The organism is Pelatocladus sp. BLCC-F211 (genome assembly GCF_041928655.1).
Taxonomy (GTDB): domain Bacteria; phylum Cyanobacteriota; class Cyanobacteriia; order Cyanobacteriales; family Nostocaceae; genus Pelatocladus.
Genome location: NZ_JBHFLM010000201.1, coordinates 113,949 through 133,421, shown reverse-complemented (window position 1 = coordinate 133,421; position 19,473 = coordinate 113,949). Strand labels below are relative to the sequence as shown.

Below are 19,473 nucleotides of genomic sequence, written 5' to 3'. Positions count from 1 at the left end.
GATCCAACACAATTTATTCCTCCTTTCCTTCTCTCCCTTGTCCTCCTTATCCTCCTTACCCTCTCTGAGTCACGCTAGTAATCCGCAAAGGAGGAATCGTCAAAACCATTCCAGGATTTAATTGACGAGGGTTGATCAGGTGATTTTCTTCTGCAATCACACGCCATAAAGAAGGATCGCCATATTCTTCAGTTGCAATACTACTTAAAGTTTCTCCTCGTTTCACAATTCTCACAGGATCATCAATGGGGTTGGCAATTTTTGCCTTTTTTCTTGGTTCTTTCCATTCTTTAAATGTACAGCTTAAAGTTGCTCTGACAGGCGTACCATCTTCCAGAAAATGAGTTAGCTTTTTGGTGACACTTTCTAAAAAACCATCAGGTAATAACACACTATCTTTACCGGATATAGTTCCCCAAATTAGTTGACAACGGGGAGGACGTTTAGGATTTGTGCCAACGCGAGGTTGAGTCAAACTAAAAATTTTGCGCGTATAATTTTGGACATTTTCAGGTGGATAGCCAAGCAGTGTGGTGTCAAAGAATAAATCAAGGCTGAGTTGAGTCAATTCTTGAGACGCAACAGGGCCATATTTTTCCATTCTCCAGCCAGTTTTGACGATTTGTATTTGATTAGGGTTAAAAAGAACTTTGAATTTTTCGTCGAACTTTCCAGAGTTATTTTTTTCTGCTTTGATAGTTAATTTCTCTAGTGTCATCGAATTTTTCCTCTGCGTTCGCTTTCAATTACTAACCTTCGCATAAGTTTGCGTTCAACTTGATTAGCTATGCTATCAACATCAATATTTGATTGAGTTGCTATTGGAGAAATGGAAGTTTCTGGTGTTGATAAAGGGCTGCTGAAAATTTTGGGAGGTGATGATAAATAATCTGTAGTTGATACTTTTGGATTCTGGTTCGATAGGTTAGGCTGCTGGCTAATGCTCCTTGATGATGGTGTAGTTTTAACAAGAGGTAAAGGCAAAGATTGAGACTGCAAGGGGGGATTAATGGGAGAAGTTACATAAATATGCGTAAGGGGAGAGATATTTTGATTGTGATGATTTTGATTAATTTCTGGGTTATAAGTGTCAGAAGATAGTTTGTTGATGATAGATGTCGGTTGATTTTGATAAATTGGCAAAGCTATGGCCGATGATATTCTTTCATTACTTAAATTGGCTGGATAATTTGGAGATTGAGCGGTCACAATGGGAAGACTTGTAGAAACAAAATTAGATTCTAAAATTTGTTGTTTAATTAACTCTAAATTTTGCGAATAATTATTTATTTGCGTTTGCTTTGAAGAATCTAAAGTATGTAAATTATGGACTACAGGAAGAGATAAAGGTGATATAGAAGAATTGGGCAACTTTGCTTGAATAATAGGAAGTGGTTGCTGAGAAATATTCACGTATTCTTGTGCGAACGGCATTTCTGATGTTTTTACTAATTCTTCAGAAATAACTTGAGGAAAAACTATCGAACTTTCTGACGAAGATATAGAAGTTGTGTTTATCTCTGCATCTAAAATCGGTGTCGATGGAATATTGGTATTTAATGATGAAGATGTTTGAGAATCCGTAAATTTAGCTTGTAACGGCATTTCTGATGTTTTTGTTAATTCGTCAGATATAGCTTGTGGTGTAACTACCGGAATTTCTGACGAAGATATAGAATGTTGATGAATTTGTGTTTCTAAAGTCCAGGATTGGTTTGTCTTATCACCAAAATCAGAACTTGATAAATTAGTAGAATTTTGAATAGGTATAGTATTATTAACTATCTTGCTTGGTAAAGATTGAGAAGAATCTAACTTTCTTTGGATGAGAGGAACATCTGGCTGATTTTGAGGGACAGTTGGCAAAAAATTATCTACTCTATTGTCTATTCCCTCTTCCTTTGCTAAGGAAACAGGCTGTGCATAAACAATAGGGATAGACTCAGATGATATGCTGTTAGTATTACCCCAACGTTGCATTTGTTGGTTCAGAAGAGGTAAGCGATTTAAAAAGCGATCGCAACGATTAATTATTCTCTGACTCATCGCCATTTTCATCATTCTTGGTTGACGTAACGGACGAGTGAGTCGATTTACCAATCCATTATTGAGTGAATCTTGCCAATTTGATAAAGAATTTGCCATGATTTACAACTTAGAAATTCCTTGATGTACCAGCTCAATTCGTTCCACAGCAATTTCGTCGCTACTAGCGTTAAAACGTGGTCCTTCCCATTTGACGGGATATGCATTTTGAAATGTCCACCACATCATGGGAATTTGCTGATCATTAAGTAAGAGAATCGTACCATTTAACTGTTGAATCAGCCCTTGGCTAGTTGCTTGATACCAGATATAAAACAGATCAATATTGACTAATCCCCGGCTCAAAACCAAATTTGGATAGGTAGTATGTTTGGGGAATTTATGAACATAACCATTTAAACCTCCTTCTTCATAGGGTTCCAATTCAATTTCACTACTTAAGCCGCTAACTTCGCTAAAACCACCAACGACAACTCCCCCTATTTCGACAGCAAAATTGTAAGCCATGTAGGGATCGTGTCCTACTAAACTTAGGGTTGAACCTGCCGCTAAAGCTGCATTAAGTCCGATAAGTAGGGGATTCATTTTTTCGTCTCATTTGGAATTCAAGAGTCTGTAGACGCGATTAATCGCGTCTGTACAAAAGTCAAGATTTTTTTAATCGTTGAGTCGCTGATTAATTTGTGCTACCTGTGTCACCCACTGCTGACGTTCTCGGTGTTCCATTGTCATAATCTGTTCGTAAGACCAGTGAAAATGGTACGCAAGATAAGCTACCTCCTCCAAGAGTCGTTCTGAGGGGTAGCAAACTACTCCCCCACCGGAATAGTTTCTACTTCAAACTCTCCCTGACAGTGGGGACAAGCTACCCGAAAACGACTGTGACCGTTTTGGTTAATTCTTTGATAAAAATCTTGTAAATAAACTAAATCTCCTGAAAATAACCCCTCAATAATCTTGGTATTAATTTGATCTAAAGTTCCAAGTTTGACGATTGTCCGTGCTAAGAGAATAATCACCAAATAACCTGGATTCTTCTGCACCCTTGGATCTCGCATTGGCGCAATTTCATCATAAGCAGTTGAAAGCCGCATAATGCCTTCACGGTGGGTATTACCTTCTGAATCCAGATATCCTTGGGGCAATATAAAAGGAAATTCAGTTTGCTGCATGATTGTAATCAAAAGAAATATTGCTCAAAGGAAATATTAACCAACAGTAATACCTTCATGAACTAGTTCCAGGGTTTCGATCGCCACTTCGTCAGAGGTAGCATTAAAGTCTGGAGCATTCCAAGTCGTAGGCCAGCAGTTTTCTAAATTCCACCGAATTTTTTCTTCTCCTTTATCATCTGCCAAAATAATCGAAAGGTTGCGGCGATCTGTTTCTCCATTTTGTAATTTTTTGTGCCATTCCCACAGTTCTTTATTGTCAGTAATTCCCCGTTTTAGGGTAATGTTGCCATAACTATTAAGTCCGGGAATTTGACGCTGACTTAAAGCTTTATCTGTTCCTTCTCTATAAGTTCCCGCCTTCCGAGTCGCTGTTAAACCATTGCATTCACGAAACCCAGCGTGAACAATACCATCCCACTCAACCCAGAAATTATAACCGCTATAGGGGTCGTGGGGATTAGAAATTGTTGGCATAAAATTATCTCCTTCAGTTATCAGTTATCAATTATGGAACTCCTATTTGATTTTTGAAAAATTCAACACATATCTACCTCCTTTCTTACCCATCTTTTCCTATTTCCTATTGCCTATTGCCTGTTCCCTATTCCCTATTCCCTATTTGAGTGTAATTCCGCTACTACTTTGAACAAGTAAAAGTTGGATAAATTCTCCCGGAATAGTAGGGGCTAATCCTACTTCTGCGACTACCTGTCCCATCTCTCGATTTTCAGGAGGGTTAGTTTGGGCATCACATCTAACGTAAAATGCCTCTTGGGGTACACTACCTTGGATAGCACCTTGTCGCCACAAAGATTCACAATAAACGCTCAATTCCCTTTGCAGTCGCACCCATAAAGGGAAAGCATTGGGTTCAAATACAGTATTGGCCAGGTTACGATTTGCCCAGCGTCCAAAAGTTAGAAATAAGCGACGCACATTAACATATTGCCATTCAGTTAAGGGACTGAGAGTACGCACTCCCCAGACTCGCATTCCTCGCCCTCGGAAGCTACAGATACAGTTGACCGTCGATCCGATTTTCGTATTGAGCAATTCTTCTCGCTCTGTAGTTGTGAGGTGAAGACTCAAATCCAAAACTCCTTGCAGTTCAAAATTAGCAGGAGGAGCATGAAATCCGACAGTTTGGTCACAAAGGGCGTAAATTCCAGCAATATGACCGCAGGGAGGAATCGGATCGGAACGATGTTCTACTTTTAGCCAAGGTGCATATAATGCTCCGTTGTGGCTAGAAAGCCCCTGTCGTTGTTGCTGTAGGTGTGTGACATCAGTTACATTCAATGCATCCAGAATGGCAAAGCGATCGCTCATCTGCTCGCAATGCTCTAAAATAGCTTGTTGCATTTGAATAATTTCAATATCTGCACCAAGCAGCATGATATCGGGAACACAAACCAAATCGATATTTTCTAGGACTTCGCTTGTTTCTAACCCCTGTCGCAGAGCATCAAGAGTATTATCTGCTAAAGCGATGACATAACAAAGACGACCTCCGTTTTCAAAAAACCCTGTGATTGCATCTCGCAGATATCCCTGTGCTTGATGAAAATATTGGTCAAAATGAGTCACCAATGTTAGCTTTTTTGCTTCCTTCGCACCTGATTTTACCGATGCCAAGCCAAAGAAAACCGGAACACCTGTCAACAGTTCAGGCTCTGGGGTCGGAACAATATGGTTGAGAGAGATACCTGGTATTTTTGGCTCTAAAGTCGGCATAAGATTCACAGAAAAAAATAGAGCTAACTAGTTAAGACTGTCATTGGTCAAGGGTCAAGGGTCAAGAGTCATTACCTATTGCCTATTACCTATTGCCTATTGCCTATTGCCTATTGCCTATTGCCTATTGCCTATTTCCCCGAACCAGCCCATTGACTGAGACGGAAAATCACGAATTCCGCAGGTTTAACCACTGCTAGACCAATTTCTGTGACGACTTGGCCTAAATCCCGGACTTCTGGGGGGTTGTTTTCTTCATCGCATTTCACATAAAAAGCTTCTTGGGGCGTTGTGCCAAATAATGCACCTTTGCGCCATTCCATCATCAAAAAAGCACTGATATTGCGGCGGATTTTTGCCCAGAGTTCGGGGGTATTGGGTTCAAAAACCGTCCATTGAGTTCCTTTGTCAATGGAGTCTCGCAGGTAACTAAAGTGACGCCGAATATTTACGTACTTAAACTCTGTATTTGCATCTCCACCCAAGGTACGCGCACCCCAAACGCGGATATTACCGTTTAACTTGCGAATGCAGTTAATTCCGTCCGGATTGAGTCCATCTTGTTTGGTTTTGCTGAGATTATATTTTAAATCTAAAGCTCCCAATATCGTTTCATTGCCAGGGGCTTTGTGTACTCCTCTTTGTCCATCAACCCGTGCATAAACTCCAGCAATATGACCACTGGGTGGAATATAAATATTACTATTGCTGGCAGGGTCGAAAACTTGAATCCAGGGGAAATACAAAGCTGCATAAGCAGAATAGAAGGGTTTAAGTTTATTTACATCTTCAGCCTTGCTCAAATCTATGGTATCTGGACTATCGAGAATCGCAATGCGATCGCCCATCTTTTCACAATGATCTTTGATATCATCCATCAAATCTAAATTTCCTGGCGCAACGACAATAGTAATTTCGTCAATAGCTTCAAAAGCATCTAAAACGCCGGCAATCTTATTTTCTCCAGTGATCCAGGTGACATAACAACGAGTGCCACCATTTCTGAAAAAGCCGTAAACTGCATGAGCTAAAGTGTTTTGTCCTTGAGTATCGCCACTAGGAGACAAAAAGTCACCAAAGAATTTCTTAAATTCACTAAAGTTTGTACAGAGTTTAATTTCCCCTTCTTTAGCAATATTAGGATCACTTGGAATTGGTGTTGCTGGTATTTGAACTTGATAATATCCGGTAATTTTTGCTCCTGAAGTTACCGCATCTTTAAACTTTACTGTTGCAGACTTGTCTGTATCATTATTTGTAATCGGGTTTACATCATCTAAATTAACAGGATTCCCATCAACAAAAAACCCATAAGTTCCTGCTGTGGTAACTACTGGATAATCTCCCGACAACAATGGATAATTTTTTTGATTACCACCTTTGCCGTCACCAATACTAACAGGATTTGTAGAGCTTCCTACAGACCTAATTGATGCTGCATTAGTGGTGTTGTTTGATGACCAAGCATTGGCTTTTATCGTGCCAATAAAAGCAGCAATACTGGTTCCAACTCCTACTATTGGAGCAGAACCGGAAGCTATTTCTTCGACGTAAACACCTGGAGAGAGATAAGTTGGCATTTGATTTACTCCTTGATTTATTAGAAAAAGGGGATAGGGAATAGGGAATAGGGGATAGGGAATAGGGGATAGGGGAATAATATGTGTGATTAATTCTGTTTAGGTAAGTAAGCGGAAATAAACATAACTAGTTAAGAAATATAAAATTACTGCAACGCTTACAAATGACAAATGACAAATAACAAATGACGACCCTAACCAGTTAGCTTGATTTGTGCTTACCTACTTAACTTATTTATGTTTAAGAGAAAAATTTTGCTCGGCAATTACTTCCCCGAGTTGAATAACGACTGATTGAGAAACTTGTTGATAGCCTATCGCAGAGACAGTTAGAGTTACGGTGTGTTCACCTGATTTGGAAGATTCTAAACCTAGTAAGCGATAATTACCTTTTTGATCGCTTAAGGTACTATCTCGACTGCCTTGGATCTGTACTTTAGCATTAATAATTGCTTTATTTGGCTCATCTGCATCGGTGATTTTGCCTTTAATTCCAGTTGGTAAAAGAACAATTTCTGTCATCGTAGTTAAGATTTTACCATCAACAGCAGAAACTGTTACTGTTTTTCTGCCATTTTTATATCGAGTTGCACTTGTTGGTAAAAATGTTTCTAGAAGATATTCTCCTGGAGGTAAATTGATAAAGTGAAAATCACCATCGCTGGTTGTAATTTTCCGATCAGGTCGCTCTAACATTCTTTCCCATTGCGAACCGTATTGAAGTGCTTTCAGAGATAATTGAGTTTTAAATTTTTCTGGCATTGCAATAATTTCGACTATCGCGCCAGAGATTGTTTTTTCGCTTTCCCCTTCCAGAACTTTACCTGCGATCGCTATTTGTTGGTTAGATACACTCATTTTGAGCATAGTCGCTCCCCTCATGAATTTAAGCACCCACACAGAAATTAATTACACAGATTGTTTCTCTATTTCTCTATTGCCTATTGCCTATTGCCTATTGCCTCAAAACTCCTACTAATCCCGCTTCTTCTCCTGCTTCATCCACAGGAACGGAAATAGTAACAGTACAATGCAATACGACCTTGGGTCTAGTCCCTTCCTTTCCCCCCATTGCTTGCCAAAATTCCCCAAAACTTTGTAAGTTACTAGGACGCAAACTAGTTAATCTTAACGGGAGTTCTTGACCTTCAAAATTATTTGCAAGAAAGGTTTCGGGTAATTTCCGATAGCGCAGTAACACCTTTATTACTGCTCCTAAAAGTTGGTGTTCTGTCTGGATATCATCTTCATTTTGTGGCCAAGCAGTAATTAGATATGAACAATCCACCCTCGCCGGGGGACGTTTTTTCATTGCTTTACCACTACTTTGGCGCTCCACTGACCATGCACTGTTGCGTAACTCTAGATTTTCCTGTACGTCATAAAGAAAGAAATTGATAGCTGGCTTTCTTTTAATTGCTCCTTGATAAGGCGTATCAAAACTGATAAAAACCTCCGTGTCTGTTGAAGGAACATCAGGTGGAAGTTCTCGTTTCAATAGCAATTCTAAGGTATGGTCTAGAGCATCTAACATAATCTAAAGTGGTTGAACAAAATTAAATTCATTCATGAAATAGAGAACTCTTAACGGGGAACAGGCAACAGTCAAAAAAGCTCTTTGAAGCGTACTGATTTCTTAAGCACAGAACGCAGGCTACATCAACAAAAACCAAATAAGAATCCTAATATATAGAAATCCAATTTGATTTATTAAATTATTCTTTGAGTCAGGGAACAGGGAACAGGGAACAAAAACTGTACTGAGTTTTTTCAGAAATTAAATAGGAATCCTATCGCAATTCCATTTGATTTTTGAAAAATTGCAAGCTCTATATACCCGACTTATTATCAAAGTCGGATATATTGTTGTTCGCAAAGAATTTAAGACTGCTATAATTCAGAATCATACAGTTAGGTTAGTATCTTAGTAAACAAAAATTTCATTAAGTATTGTCAATAAATATTGTGACTATTTGTAATAAATACTAAATAACTAAATAACTCTCTAAATATAGAGAGAGTGAATTTATATTCAACAGAAATAATTAAGTAATAGTTAAGTATTGTTTTTCATTCCATTCAATTACCCCTAGCCAAACTCAGGAGATGACATGTACCGCAAGCAGATATCTCAAAAGGCTTCACCCCCGCGACGGTCAACGCCAAAAAGTCAGGACATGGCAACCAGTCCAACTTATGGGTCATTATCTGCGGTAGTGCAGAGAGTGCAACAAGACCCAAATACCGTTAATGGGGATGAGAGACAGCAATTAGAGAGTGCGATCGGTACAAGGTCAATACGAGAGATTTTGGCGGGAAAGAAAACCCCGTGGGTTCCACAATTTCAGGGGATATCCGCGCAGCTTTGGGGTGATGCTGGGCAAGTTGGCGAACCTATTCAGGCGAAGGGAAAGGATGATGTTGGTGCGTCCGAAGTGCAACCAGAAAACAAGACCGGACTACCAGATCAGCTCAAAGCCGGGATAGAAAATCTTTCTGGGATGGCGATGGATGATGTGAAGGTTCACTACAATTCCTCTAAACCCCCTGAATTACAAGCGTTAGCTTATACCCAAGGGACAGATATTCATGTTGCGCCAGGACAAGAAAAGCATCTCCCCCATGAAGCTTGGCACGTTGTCCAGCAGATGCAGGGAAGGGTAAAGCCGACGATACAGATGAAGGAAGTGGGAATTAATGATGATGCAAGGCTTGAGCGGGAAGCGGATGTGATGGGAGAGAAAGCAGAGCGAGAGGAATATCAGTCAAAAAGTACGGCTAATGACCTTCGATTGAATTCAGCAGAAGCTAAAGAAGTATCTCCTATTCATCCCAAACAATTATTTCTAACTCCCAGTAACAGAAGCAAAGACGTTATCCAGCGAAGCACATTGAGAATCGTGAAGAAAGGTAAAGTATATCAAATAACTGGTCGTCCTGACTTCACAACTGAACTAAAAAAAGATATTCACCGCGATGCTGATAAAAATGGGGAGGAATACATCGTGAAGTTTTCCCAAGATGATGGAGTTTCCTTCCAACTTCCAACAATTCATAGGCGACATAAACTAGCATGGTCTCTCTGGCGAGAAGGAGTGAATGCAATCCTTCGCAAGGGGACTAGAAAAGATATGCAAAAACTTCAGGAGAGGTGTTTCTTACCTTCCGAGTGGCAAACTTGGGATAGAGACATGTTTAAGGATGCTTACAAATATGGTCACAACCTTGAGGATATGTCAAAGGACTTTTTTAATCACCCCGACAATGTGTGGTTGGGTCCGGGCGACGAGAATATGGGCAAAGGTGCTGGACTTGATAAATATATCAAAGATTACATTAACAATCCCACTAAATATAATCGCAAGAAACTCAGGAAAAGTGCGTATGATCCACGAGATAAGGAATATTTTAAATTTCGTGAACCAAATCCAAAGAAAGGAAAAAAAGCAAGATGGTCTTACGACCGCATTCCCCCCTCTCCGAGGAGTGAAACAATGGGAGAAACGACAGACTTGATATTAGACTCTTTGAAATCCTTAAACTACTCTAGCGACGAAGACTCATAACCAACATAAATAGTTAAGTATAGTTAAGCACCGTTTTTCATTCAATTATTGTTAGCCAGATGTAGGAGATGATATGTACCGAAAGCAAATATCTCAAAAGGCTTCACCCCCGCTACGGTCAACGCCAAAAAGTCAGGACATGGCAACCAGTCCAACTTATGGGTCATTATCTGCGGTAGTACAAAGAGTGCAACAAGACCCAAATACCGTTAATGGGGATGAGAGACAACAGTTAGAGAGTGCGATCGGTACAAGGTCAACACGAGAGATTTTGGCGGGAAAGAAAACCCCTTGGGTTCCACAATTTCAGGGGATATCCGCGCAACTTTGGGCTGATGCTGGTCATGGGGGAGAAACCATACAAGCGAAAGGTGACACAACGGTTGATCTCCCAGAGTCATCAGTGGAACTGCGACCCAACAAAACCGGTTTGCCCGATAATCTCAAAGCAGGAGTAGAAAATCTATCAGGATATTCCCTTGATGATGTCAGAGTTCATTATAATTCGCCGAAACCTGCCCAAGTACAGGCATTAGCTTACACTCAGGGGACGGATATTCATGTAGCCCCCGGACAAGATGAACATTTACCCCATGAAGCTTGGCACGTTGTCCAGCAGATGCAGGGAAGGGTAAAACCCACAATGCAGATGAAAGAAGTACAGATTAATGATGATGAGGGATTAGAAACAGAAGCAGATGTAATGGGGGCAAAGGCGGAACTATCAGTTAAATCAATCGAGTCTAACCCTATTAATTTGCATCATGAAAAAAGGAATTTAAATTATCTATCCACAGAGAATCAGGGAGGTACTCTCAATCTCAAGGCGAAAAATCAAGATTCATCGGTCATCCAACGAAACCCTATAATAAATAGGTTAAATCACTACAGAACATCACAAGATGTAAAGGTGAGCAGGCTTGCCACTCATATATTAGACATCATCGGTCACATAGAAAATAGCAGGTGGCAACAAGCATATAATCTTTTATATAGTCGTGCAATGGCAGACCGCTTCAATCATACAATCAATCTCAGAAGTAAGTACATTGACATAACCGGGTTAAGTAATGAAAAAATCAATGTAGAAGTAGAATTGGGTGTAGATAAAGGAATGTATTTTGTCAACGACAAAAAGTTGAATTTGCCCGATGTCGCGCTCCTGCCTAATAATGACATCTCGCAAGCAATAACACCTGAGAATAATAACTACATGGCGATGAAAGTTTTACCCGTAGCCCTGGAAGAATGGATTCATATGTTTCAACATATGATTGGAGGATATTTAAGTGGGGGAACTGAATTGTTCGCAACCTCTACAGAGGTTGCCGCAAATCCACAATGGAGTCTTAATGAGGTAGATATCTATGCGATCTACAAAGATTTAGGGTGGTTGGATATCCTCGACGTATTTAGACAAAGGTACCAAGAACGGCAGGTATATGATTCAAAATTCTCACAGGTCACAGCATCGGGCAATACAGCCCGCAGAAGACGAAACTATTAATTGATGACTAGAATTCAATAACTCATAAGTAGTAGATTTTCAACATCATCAGGATGAGTTGGGTTTCCTTGCGTTAACCCAATCTATTGGACTGACACGACTAAAATGATGCGTTAGATTTTGTAGGTTGGGTCGAGTTTACGAGACCCAACATTGTCAGGATGAGTTGGGTTTCCGAGATTCATGTTGGGTTGCGCTGTGCTTAACCCAACCTACACCAACTAAAACCTTTAGAGTTAACAGCAAATAGGATTTTTGATTGGCTGAAGATGTTCAGATAATTAACCAAAGAATTTATTTGAAGCGATCGCCTGATTTCTAAAATAAAAAAAGTGCGATCGCTCACAAGCTTTGTTTCATTTCCATATAAAATAACTGCTCACCCAAGGAATATCCAGTGGATTCAACAGTAGCAGGAGCTAAAATATTTACCAAACCCATCTCCCAAGCAGTAGAAATTACTCCCGATTTAAATGGCTTGCAACCTCTCTTGCTGCGACTAGATTGGCTGATCAAACAAGCTATTTCGGTTCTGCAAACACAGCAGAAAGCAGAGGGAGAACTGGGAGTGTCATGGTTGCAAACAACCGAGATATCATCAGAGCCAACATCGATACAAATTCGCTCAGATTCCCTTGTAGCATGGTTACAAAGAACTTTTAGTTTATCGGATTTTGACTTGGATATACTAGCGATCGCTCTCGCACCAGAATTAGATCGTTATTATGAAAAGGTTTATGCCTATCTCCAAGATGATATGAGCAACAAAAGACCTACAGTAGATATGGTCTTGAACTTGCTCTGTGCTAGCATTCCCGAAAAACTATCACGACGCAAGCATTTTGCTAGCAACGCACCCCTCATTTACCATTGTCTGCTGCATCTGTATCCAGAACCGCATCAGCAGCATCCGACACTTCTTTCTCATCGTCTGATACTCGACCCCCAAGTGGTTAAGTTACTCTTGCATCAACCAGGGTTAGATTCCCGACTGACTTCTTGTTGTCAGCTACTAGAGCCAAAGCTATTTTCCGATACTTTGTATTTAAAGGCAGATGTCCAAACTTCTCTAGAAGCCTTAGTGATCGAAGATTGGCAAAAACAACAACCCCTACTCCTCTATTTTCAAGGAACTGATACTCCCGCAGGGAGTGGCTGTCGCCATCGCACTGGTAAACGCTGCACAGCCCAAATTCTCGCTAAAACTCTGGAAGTGCCTTTGTTAATCGCTGATTTAGCAAAGATGGTAGAGGAGAAAGCCAATTTTGAGGAAAAACTGCAAATTTTGGCACGAGAAGCCTGGTTTTTTCAGCGTTTGCTGTATCTGGATAACTTCGATATTCTCTACCTCCCAGAAAATCAAATTCCCTATCAATCTTTGCTCACAGAACTCGAAAAAAATCGAGGTATTACTATCCTCGCAGGTGTGCAAAATTGGATACCCACAGCCACAGGAATAACCGGCTTAATTACAGTTCCTTTTTTGATTCCTGAGTCTAGCCAACGTAGAGAATATTGGCAAACTCACCTCAAAGCAGCCCAGATTAACCTTGAAGATTCAGAGTTAGATGTGTTGAGCGATCGCTTTCTTCTCACCCCAGATCAAATTGCTGATGCTGTCGCCACTGCCTATAATACCGGCCGTTGGCAACAAATCGGCTCAACTAAAAACAACAGCCACCGCAAAACAGCAAAACCACTACCCTCATTTGTTAATTTATGTAGCGCAGCTCGCGCCCAATCCGGTCACGACTTAGCAACCCTCGCCCGTAAAATTGAGCCGAAATATACCTGGGACGACATTGTATTGCATCCCAATCAACTGACGCAACTACAAGAGATTTGCAAAGAAGCAGAATACCGAGATTTAGTCCATAAAAAATGGGGTTTTGCAGATAAGCTATCTTTAGGAAAAGGTCTAAATGTTCTATTTTCTGGTTCTCCTGGTACAGGTAAAACGATGGCTGCGGAGGTAATTGCTCATCAACTACAATTAGACCTTTATAAAATTGATTTGTCGCAAATAGTCAGTAAATATATCGGTGAGACAGAAAAGAATCTCAACCGAATTTTTACCGCCGCAACTAATTCTAATGCCATCCTCTTTTTTGATGAAGCAGATGCTTTGTTTGGCAAACGTTCTGAGGTGCAAGATGCTCGCGATCGCTATGCCAATATCGAAGTGGGTTATCTGTTGCAAAAAATGGAGGAATATGAGGGTGTTGCTATTTTAACTACTAATCTACGTATTAATATAGATGAAGCTTTTGAGCGGCGACTCCGATTTATTATCGAGTTTGCCCTACCGGATGCAAAGAGCCGTCATCTGATTTGGCAAGGAATTTTTCCAAAACATGCACCTTGTAACCCCCATCTAGATTTAGAGTTTCTGGCACAGAATTTTGATATTACAGGTGCTAATATTCGCAATATTGCGCTGACAGCAGCTTTTTTAGCAGCAGTCGATAATGGAGTAATTGAGATGGTACATTTGATCCGAGCAATACGTCGGGAATATCATAAAATGGGACAGATTCTTAGGGATAAAGATTTAGGTCAATATGTGGATTTGCGATAATACGAGTTTATCTTTACTTTAAAAAATTTTTGTAACACAATCCAAAACATTTAGTTGCTGTAAATAGCATCATGGCTTACAAAATTGCAATTTTTAATATGAAGGGAGGAGTTGGCAAATCTGCTACTGCAACAAACCTGGCAGATGGAATCTCCCGATTTAAGCACAAAAAAGTTTTGTTAGTGGATATCGATCCCCAAGGAACTTCAAGTGCTTCTCTTGGCATTGAAATTTGGAAATTGGAGACTCAATTGAAGGATGTTCTTCAGAGTGATTCTCTCAGCGAGCGAAAGCAACGCCTTAAGCAAGCGATCATCAAGGAATGTTCCCATCAAGTTGATGTTTTGCCATCCAATATATTGCTTGCTGTTGAGGAACTGCAAATTTCAGGATTGCCTGGACGAGAAAATTTACTAAAGCGAACCCTGAGTGAAATTGATAGTGAATATGACTTCATACTGATTGATTGTCCACCTAATATAGGAGTGTTCTCAATTAATGCACTCAAGGCAAGTGATGGCGTTATTGTTCCTGTTGATATGAGCTATGTTGGGTTACTAGGAGTTCAGGGAGTTGAATACGCCTTTAATCTGGTTAAAAATTTTTTAGATCATGAAGTAAATGTCTTGGGTGTACTCGCCACTAAATTTGACGGACGGCAGAAGATCAGCAAAGATGTATTGACATATTTGCAAGAGTATTTTCAAGAACGTATGTTCAAAACAATTATTCCCACAACTGTACGCATTTCCGAATCTCCCAGCTTTGGAGTCTCTATTTTTGAACACGATCCAAAAGGTACAGGAGCAAGAGCATACAGAGATTTAATGAATGAATTACTTCAGCGTCTCTAGGTTGCATAATTTCATTCCAACAACGTTGTCGGAAAAATATCCAGGATTTGTAAGTTTTTATGTCTAAAAGAGGTCTCGGTAACAATCCCTTCAAAGGTAGCTCCACAAAGAGCATTTTTAGCTCAACAGAACTAACTAAAGCAGATGTTGAAAATTCTATGGTCATTAATATATCCAGGATTCAACTATCTGCTCAACAACCCCGTCGCTACTTCGATCCTCAAAAATTACAGCAATTAGCTGAGTCGATCAGAGTACATGGTATTCTGGAACCATTACTAGTTCGCCCTATTTCAGATGAGTACTACGAGTTAGTAGCAGGAGAACGCCGTTATCGAGCAGCACAAGAAGTTGGGGTTAGTGAAGTTCCTGTAGTAATTCGGGAAATGACTCAATTGCAGGCAATGGAACTAGCACTCATTGAAAATTTGCAGCGAGAGGATCTCAATCCCATTGAAGAAACAGAAGGAATTATTGCACTTTTGGCTACTAAATTGGATGTTCCTTCTACTGAAATTCCTCAGTTACTACATCGTTTGGCAAAACGGGGTTCTGACAACGTTGTCGGAAATGAGTCAACACTCTTAGTAGTAGAGTCCGTCTTTGCTTTAGTTGCCAAGATTAGTTGGGAATCCTTTGCAAGTCATCGTTTACCTTTACTAAACCTGCCAAACTCAATTTTAGAAGCACTTCGGGCAGGAAAAATTGAGTACACAAAAGCGAGAGCGCTGGCACGAATTAAAGACCCTGTTCTGCTAGATCAACTTTTGAACCAGGCAATTGCGGAACAATGGTCACTGAGTCAAATTCGTGCAGCTATTCATGATCACACTCAACCAATACAGTCAGAAGAAATCGCTGCTTTAAAACAACAATTCAATCAAGTTTCTAAAACATTGAAATCATCCACAATTTGGTCAGAACCGGAAAAACGTCAGCGACTACAGCAACTGCTTGCTGAACTTCAACAATTAGCAAAGGGAACTACATGAAGTGCATACACACCAGCACGCAGAGGAAATCATTGACTGCATTACCTTAGATACACACCTTTTCAGTTCACGTAAACATATCAAGATCAACTTCTATTGTTGTTTCATCTTGTGGTGTTGATGTCTGCTCAACTGTCGCCACAGGTGCTTTCGAGGTGAACGGAGTATGTGGTAGTAAACCTCTTTTGTAATCCCAATAAAAATTAATCATGTGGTAAAGTGCATCAATAAATTTTTCTCCTCTCTCTGCTGCTACTGCTCGAACTATTTCAGCTTCTCTGGTTCTAATCCTTGCTTTTTCCCACTTTGGTGAATCGCTCATTATCTATCTATACTCCTTTTTTCGCTGCTTGCTGCATCGCCAACTTGAACATCCCTCGCACAGAAGCCATCTCTGGGCGATCGCTCACCACTTCTAATCCCTTAGATGTCAGCACTTTTGAAAAACCTGGTAGGGCTACACCACCTCCAATACAAATTACCCTGTAACCAGATTTTGTCAATCTCACAGCTTCATAACTGTGTTCTTTGAGATTTTCATTCCACCACTGCACTAGGCATTGCTGATATATTTCTTTGATATTGCACCCCTCCATATAAAAAGAACCTAGTTCTATTTGTTCACGGATTTTTCGCACATCACCTGTGTAACCGTAATTCTTACCTTTCATCGCTGAAGTGATCATTAGGTACAGTTGATTGACTCCTATATTAGAAACTAATGTCTCTTGCGGACGCTTGCGAATATAAGGAGTCAGTAGAGTTGTTCCTGCTCCAAAATCGAGGGTCGCTATTCTTTCTTCGCTGTAGTCTACTATTGCACCGAATCCTTCTGGTACTACTAAAAGTACTTCTGTTGATAATTCCACATCTTTACCTGCGAGGCACAAATTTAAGCAACCCTCTAACTTCCCCTTGATTTCTTCCTTATGAGACTGCCAAGCATGAGAGGACACTACTATATAATTTTTCATCACACTCGGAAGTTGAGGATAGTGCGCCAAAGCACCTAAATACAGTTTCTGAATCTCTTTGATCTTGGCGCTTTTATCCATGACTGTCGCTCGTCCAGTTGGAGATTTTGCTGCACCATACCCTACACAGAATACTTCTGTATTGTTAAGAGTCCTATCTTTAATCACGACATTGCCTAAGCTATCTGATGGACTGCATTGAGTATCGATGTAACTCTCTATGCGATCTTCGTAGTCAAGAGTGGCTATTTTAATGCTGGAGTTGGCTAAATCTAAAGCTATCTTAAAATTCTGTTTCGGACGTACCATATCTGACCTATCCTGAAGTGTGGGAGTAAAAAGGATTACAGAATGAGTGTACCCCATAAGCATGTCACATGTATACCATTTGTCTGCCATTCAAAAATTTGAAAAATCAATAAAACTGTTAACTAAGTTGTAAATCTCCAGCAGCTTACCTCTAATTTTTGAGAACATAAAAATGCCTAAAAAGCTTACTTGGCAATACTTACAGCAATTGATTGCTATTGTTGTTCATCAATAAACACATAAAGTGCTTGGCTGATTTTTTCGGATACAAGTGTGTAATAACTTGATCAATTTCGTTTGACCCCACTTTTTTGATGTCAAATACGACTACCATATGTGGTACATATGGCATACATTTAATAAATTTTTTGAAAATTGTTAGGGAAAATTTTAAACTTTTTCCTAATATTAATGTAATAATATTTTCTTGATACGTCTCTAGATATTTTCCAGCATTATTTGATATTTTATCAATTTAATCTGATAACTTTTTAGGAAAAAATATCATATTAACGAAACAATCTATCAAATAAAATATATAAATATTTTTTGCAGTAGCTGAAATTTACAGTAATAGAAACTTTACTCCTTTATCAGACATCAACTCCTAAGTAGTCAAAAGCTAAAATCTAAATATATGCGTCTAATACCTGTTTTTGCACAAATTTTCAGCTTATACATGACCGGAATAATAAAACTATTTTTATATCTCATGTATAATTTACTTAATAAAAAACTTAAGAATATCATTAAAATATTAATTATTTTCTAAAAAAATCATAGCAATTTTACTAGTTTGTTTTATTTTTATATATTGTAAAGTTAATAAATTTTATATTTTTGATTTTTAAATTAATTCAAATCTAATTTGATAATCTATAATTTACTTTGTTCCGTAGTTATAAGCAGGTAAGTTACTATTAAAAATTAACTTTGCTAGAGTATTTATACTTAATTAGCGCTCTTTATAACTTTGATTGCTGCCACTACCTCTAGTATTTTGACTAATTTGTAGTATCAACAGTAGTCTTATTGAAACACTGAGTGATACGCAGATGTTTAGTTCTGTGCTTTAGGAGGTTATGTAAGTGCGACTCATTCTAGAGTGAATGTCAGCCAAGGGAATGATTATTTAGTTGGCATTAAAGGCAACCAAGCCAAACTCTTGAATTATGCACAAACACTCACACAACAACTTCTTCCAAACACAGCAACGCCTACGATTATGCAGAAGCCGCAGTCAACCTTTCTGAAGAACTCAAAGCTTACCGAATTGTCTTTACTTCTACTGTGTACGAAACTTTGCATCCCGTTGTCCGCGTTCATCTTGCTTAAACGCCCGTGCTTCTTTGTTATCTCCTCAGGTCACTCCAGTAGCCGGATTAACCATCATTCTGCTGCAATTCCTCGATGGCTTCCATAACGTGGGTTGTGTACATCAGTGCGGGGCCACCGCCCATAAACACCGTTACGCCGAGGGTTTCAAGAATTTCTTCTTTCGTCGCGCCTGCTTTGAGAGCAGAATGGGTATGGAAGGCAATGCAATCATCGCAATGAATTGCTACGGAGATTGCCAGCGCAATCAATTCTTTTGTTTTGCTGTCGAGTACGCCAGGTGCGGAAGAAGCTTTACTCAGAGCGTAGAAGCTTTTCATCACATCCGGTAGAGCACTGGAAAATTTGCTGGTATAGCTGCGGATGTGTTTCATCTGCTCAGTATACGAAGATTTGCTAGTGGCTTCGCTCATGACGTACCTCTAATGGAATTAGGATATATTGCTTCTATCTATCTCCCATGACTATCAAATTTCACAAATTTTTCATCTGTCTTTAGAAATAGCATTTTTGAGAAATCACATTCCGAAAATTTGATTGTTATGATGTGTGACATGAATCGATTTTTTGTAGCTAGTGTAGAGTATTCTTGATAAAAGAATGCTTGATCAACTTGATTGAAAATTTATAATCTATCTTGATTTTTGCAGGATTTCAAATTTTTGGAAAAATGCGGGGTGTATTTCCAGTAGAGACGCTAAATTACGCGTCTCTAAAAGAATCTTGGGTAAGTTTCTCAATTATTTTTATCATTTTTTTACATAATTTCTCTCATCTTTACTAAATAACCTCATGAGATGGGAATTGCATTTCAAGCTGGTTA

The 19,473-nt window shown here is 39.4% G+C and carries 17 protein-coding genes and 2 pseudogenes; 6 read left to right on the top strand and 13 right to left on the bottom strand.

Annotated features, from left to right (window positions below; all coding sequences use genetic code 11):
* Positions 1-55 precede the first annotated feature (55 nt).
* The 10 genes and pseudogenes from ACE1AT_RS24530 to ACE1AT_RS24485 form a co-directional block, all read right to left on the bottom strand.
* Positions 56-718, bottom strand: coding sequence for a LysM peptidoglycan-binding domain-containing protein (locus ACE1AT_RS24530; RefSeq protein WP_374873144.1), 663 nt, complete (start codon positions 716-718; stop codon positions 56-58).
* Positions 715-2,145, bottom strand: coding sequence for a hypothetical protein (locus ACE1AT_RS24525; RefSeq protein ID WP_374873142.1), 1,431 nt, complete (start codon positions 2,143-2,145; stop codon positions 715-717). The genes ACE1AT_RS24530 and ACE1AT_RS24525 overlap by 4 nt, the downstream gene beginning before the upstream one ends.
* A 3-nt stretch (positions 2,146-2,148) precedes the next feature.
* On the bottom strand, positions 2,149-2,631 hold the full coding sequence (locus ACE1AT_RS24520; RefSeq protein ID WP_374873140.1) for a phage tail protein: 483 nt from the start codon (positions 2,629-2,631) through the stop codon (positions 2,149-2,151).
* Positions 2,632-2,703: 72 nt separating this feature from the next.
* A pseudogene (locus ACE1AT_RS24515) lies at positions 2,704-2,838 on the bottom strand (DUF6760 family protein); the annotation flags it as partial.
* Positions 2,839-2,855: 17 nt separating this feature from the next.
* The gene (locus tag ACE1AT_RS24510) at positions 2,856-3,218 is read right to left on the bottom strand and encodes a phage tail assembly protein (RefSeq protein ID WP_374873138.1); all 363 of its coding nucleotides are present in this window, start codon (positions 3,216-3,218) and stop codon (positions 2,856-2,858) included.
* A gap of 36 nt (positions 3,219-3,254) precedes the next feature.
* Entirely contained in the window at positions 3,255-3,695 is a 441-nt protein-coding gene (locus ACE1AT_RS24505) for a phage tail protein (protein WP_374873136.1), read from the bottom strand.
* Positions 3,696-3,836: 141 nt separating this feature from the next.
* On the bottom strand, positions 3,837-4,955 hold the full coding sequence (locus tag ACE1AT_RS24500) for a phage tail sheath family protein (RefSeq protein ID WP_374873134.1): 1,119 nt from the start codon (positions 4,953-4,955) through the stop codon (positions 3,837-3,839).
* A 131-nt stretch (positions 4,956-5,086) separates the two neighbouring features.
* The gene (locus ACE1AT_RS24495; protein ID WP_374873132.1) at positions 5,087-6,535 is read right to left on the bottom strand and encodes a phage tail sheath family protein; all 1,449 of its coding nucleotides are present in this window, start codon (positions 6,533-6,535) and stop codon (positions 5,087-5,089) included.
* 231 nt (positions 6,536-6,766) lie between these two features.
* Complete coding sequence (locus tag ACE1AT_RS24490; RefSeq protein ID WP_374873130.1) at positions 6,767-7,402, bottom strand: carboxypeptidase regulatory-like domain-containing protein; 636 nt, start codon at positions 7,400-7,402, stop codon at positions 6,767-6,769.
* An 88-nt stretch (positions 7,403-7,490) separates the two neighbouring features.
* Positions 7,491-8,069, bottom strand: coding sequence for a DUF4255 domain-containing protein (locus ACE1AT_RS24485; RefSeq protein WP_374873128.1), 579 nt, complete (start codon positions 8,067-8,069; stop codon positions 7,491-7,493).
* 577 nt (positions 8,070-8,646) lie between these two features.
* Between ACE1AT_RS24485 and ACE1AT_RS24480 the strand changes: the two genes are divergently transcribed.
* The 5 genes from ACE1AT_RS24480 to ACE1AT_RS24460 all read left to right on the top strand — a co-directional run bounded on the left by ACE1AT_RS24480 (position 8,647) and on the right by ACE1AT_RS24460 (position 16,032).
* A complete protein-coding gene (locus ACE1AT_RS24480) occupies positions 8,647-10,101 on the top strand; it encodes a DUF4157 domain-containing protein (protein WP_374873126.1) in 1,455 nt (484 codons plus the stop codon).
* A 73-nt stretch (positions 10,102-10,174) separates the two neighbouring features.
* The gene (locus tag ACE1AT_RS24475) at positions 10,175-11,608 is read left to right on the top strand and encodes a DUF4157 domain-containing protein (RefSeq protein ID WP_374873124.1); all 1,434 of its coding nucleotides are present in this window, start codon (positions 10,175-10,177) and stop codon (positions 11,606-11,608) included.
* Between the two features lie 397 nt (positions 11,609-12,005).
* Positions 12,006-14,186, top strand: coding sequence for an ATP-binding protein (locus tag ACE1AT_RS24470; protein WP_374873122.1), 2,181 nt, complete (start codon positions 12,006-12,008; stop codon positions 14,184-14,186).
* A 71-nt stretch (positions 14,187-14,257) separates the two neighbouring features.
* Entirely contained in the window at positions 14,258-15,040 is a 783-nt protein-coding gene (locus tag ACE1AT_RS24465; protein WP_374873120.1) for a ParA family protein, read from the top strand.
* A gap of 59 nt (positions 15,041-15,099) precedes the next feature.
* Positions 15,100-16,032, top strand: a complete 933-nt coding sequence (locus ACE1AT_RS24460; protein ID WP_374873118.1) for a ParB/RepB/Spo0J family partition protein — start codon at positions 15,100-15,102, stop codon at positions 16,030-16,032.
* 67 nt (positions 16,033-16,099) lie between these two features.
* Here ACE1AT_RS24460 and ACE1AT_RS24455 read toward each other — a convergent pair whose 3' ends face one another.
* Positions 16,100-16,354: a hypothetical protein gene (locus ACE1AT_RS24455; protein ID WP_374873116.1), complete on the bottom strand. Its 255-nt coding sequence runs from the start codon at positions 16,352-16,354 to the stop codon at positions 16,100-16,102.
* A 7-nt stretch (positions 16,355-16,361) separates the two neighbouring features.
* The gene (locus tag ACE1AT_RS24450; RefSeq protein ID WP_374873114.1) at positions 16,362-17,315 is read right to left on the bottom strand and encodes a ParM/StbA family protein; all 954 of its coding nucleotides are present in this window, start codon (positions 17,313-17,315) and stop codon (positions 16,362-16,364) included.
* 1,206 nt (positions 17,316-18,521) lie between these two features.
* On the opposite strand from ACE1AT_RS24450, the pseudogene ACE1AT_RS24445 reads away from it, so the two are divergent.
* Positions 18,522-18,641: pseudogene (locus ACE1AT_RS24445) on the top strand (TauD/TfdA family dioxygenase); the annotation flags it as partial.
* 56 nt (positions 18,642-18,697) lie between these two features.
* Here the strand turns inward: ACE1AT_RS24445 and ACE1AT_RS24440 are convergent.
* On the bottom strand, positions 18,698-19,063 hold the full coding sequence (locus tag ACE1AT_RS24440) for a carboxymuconolactone decarboxylase family protein (protein WP_374873112.1): 366 nt from the start codon (positions 19,061-19,063) through the stop codon (positions 18,698-18,700).
* Between the last annotated feature and the right edge of the window lie 410 nt (positions 19,064-19,473).

Coding starts and splice junctions, on each gene's coding strand:
- ACE1AT_RS24495 (WP_374873132.1), bottom strand. CDS start 6,535: ATGCCAACTTATCTCTCTCCAGGTGTTTACGTCGAAGAAATAGCTTCC.
- ACE1AT_RS24475 (WP_374873124.1), top strand. CDS start 10,175: ATGTACCGAAAGCAAATATCTCAAAAGGCTTCACCCCCGCTACGGTCA.
- ACE1AT_RS24505 (WP_374873136.1), bottom strand. CDS start 3,695: ATGCCAACAATTTCTAATCCCCACGACCCCTATAGCGGTTATAATTTC.
- ACE1AT_RS24490 (WP_374873130.1), bottom strand. CDS start 7,402: ATGCTCAAAATGAGTGTATCTAACCAACAAATAGCGATCGCAGGTAAA.
- ACE1AT_RS24465 (WP_374873120.1), top strand. CDS start 14,258: ATGGCTTACAAAATTGCAATTTTTAATATGAAGGGAGGAGTTGGCAAA.
- ACE1AT_RS24480 (WP_374873126.1), top strand. CDS start 8,647: ATGTACCGCAAGCAGATATCTCAAAAGGCTTCACCCCCGCGACGGTCA.
- ACE1AT_RS24485 (WP_374873128.1), bottom strand. CDS start 8,069: ATGTTAGATGCTCTAGACCATACCTTAGAATTGCTATTGAAACGAGAA.
- ACE1AT_RS24460 (WP_374873118.1), top strand. CDS start 15,100: ATGTCTAAAAGAGGTCTCGGTAACAATCCCTTCAAAGGTAGCTCCACA.
- ACE1AT_RS24450 (WP_374873114.1), bottom strand. CDS start 17,315: ATGGTACGTCCGAAACAGAATTTTAAGATAGCTTTAGATTTAGCCAAC.
- ACE1AT_RS24440 (WP_374873112.1), bottom strand. CDS start 19,063: ATGAGCGAAGCCACTAGCAAATCTTCGTATACTGAGCAGATGAAACAC.
- ACE1AT_RS24500 (WP_374873134.1), bottom strand. CDS start 4,955: ATGCCGACTTTAGAGCCAAAAATACCAGGTATCTCTCTCAACCATATT.
- ACE1AT_RS24525 (WP_374873142.1), bottom strand. CDS start 2,145: ATGGCAAATTCTTTATCAAATTGGCAAGATTCACTCAATAATGGATTG.
- ACE1AT_RS24510 (WP_374873138.1), bottom strand. CDS start 3,218: ATGCAGCAAACTGAATTTCCTTTTATATTGCCCCAAGGATATCTGGAT.
- ACE1AT_RS24520 (WP_374873140.1), bottom strand. CDS start 2,631: ATGAATCCCCTACTTATCGGACTTAATGCAGCTTTAGCGGCAGGTTCA.
- ACE1AT_RS24530 (WP_374873144.1), bottom strand. CDS start 718: ATGACACTAGAGAAATTAACTATCAAAGCAGAAAAAAATAACTCTGGA.
- ACE1AT_RS24455 (WP_374873116.1), bottom strand. CDS start 16,354: ATGAGCGATTCACCAAAGTGGGAAAAAGCAAGGATTAGAACCAGAGAA.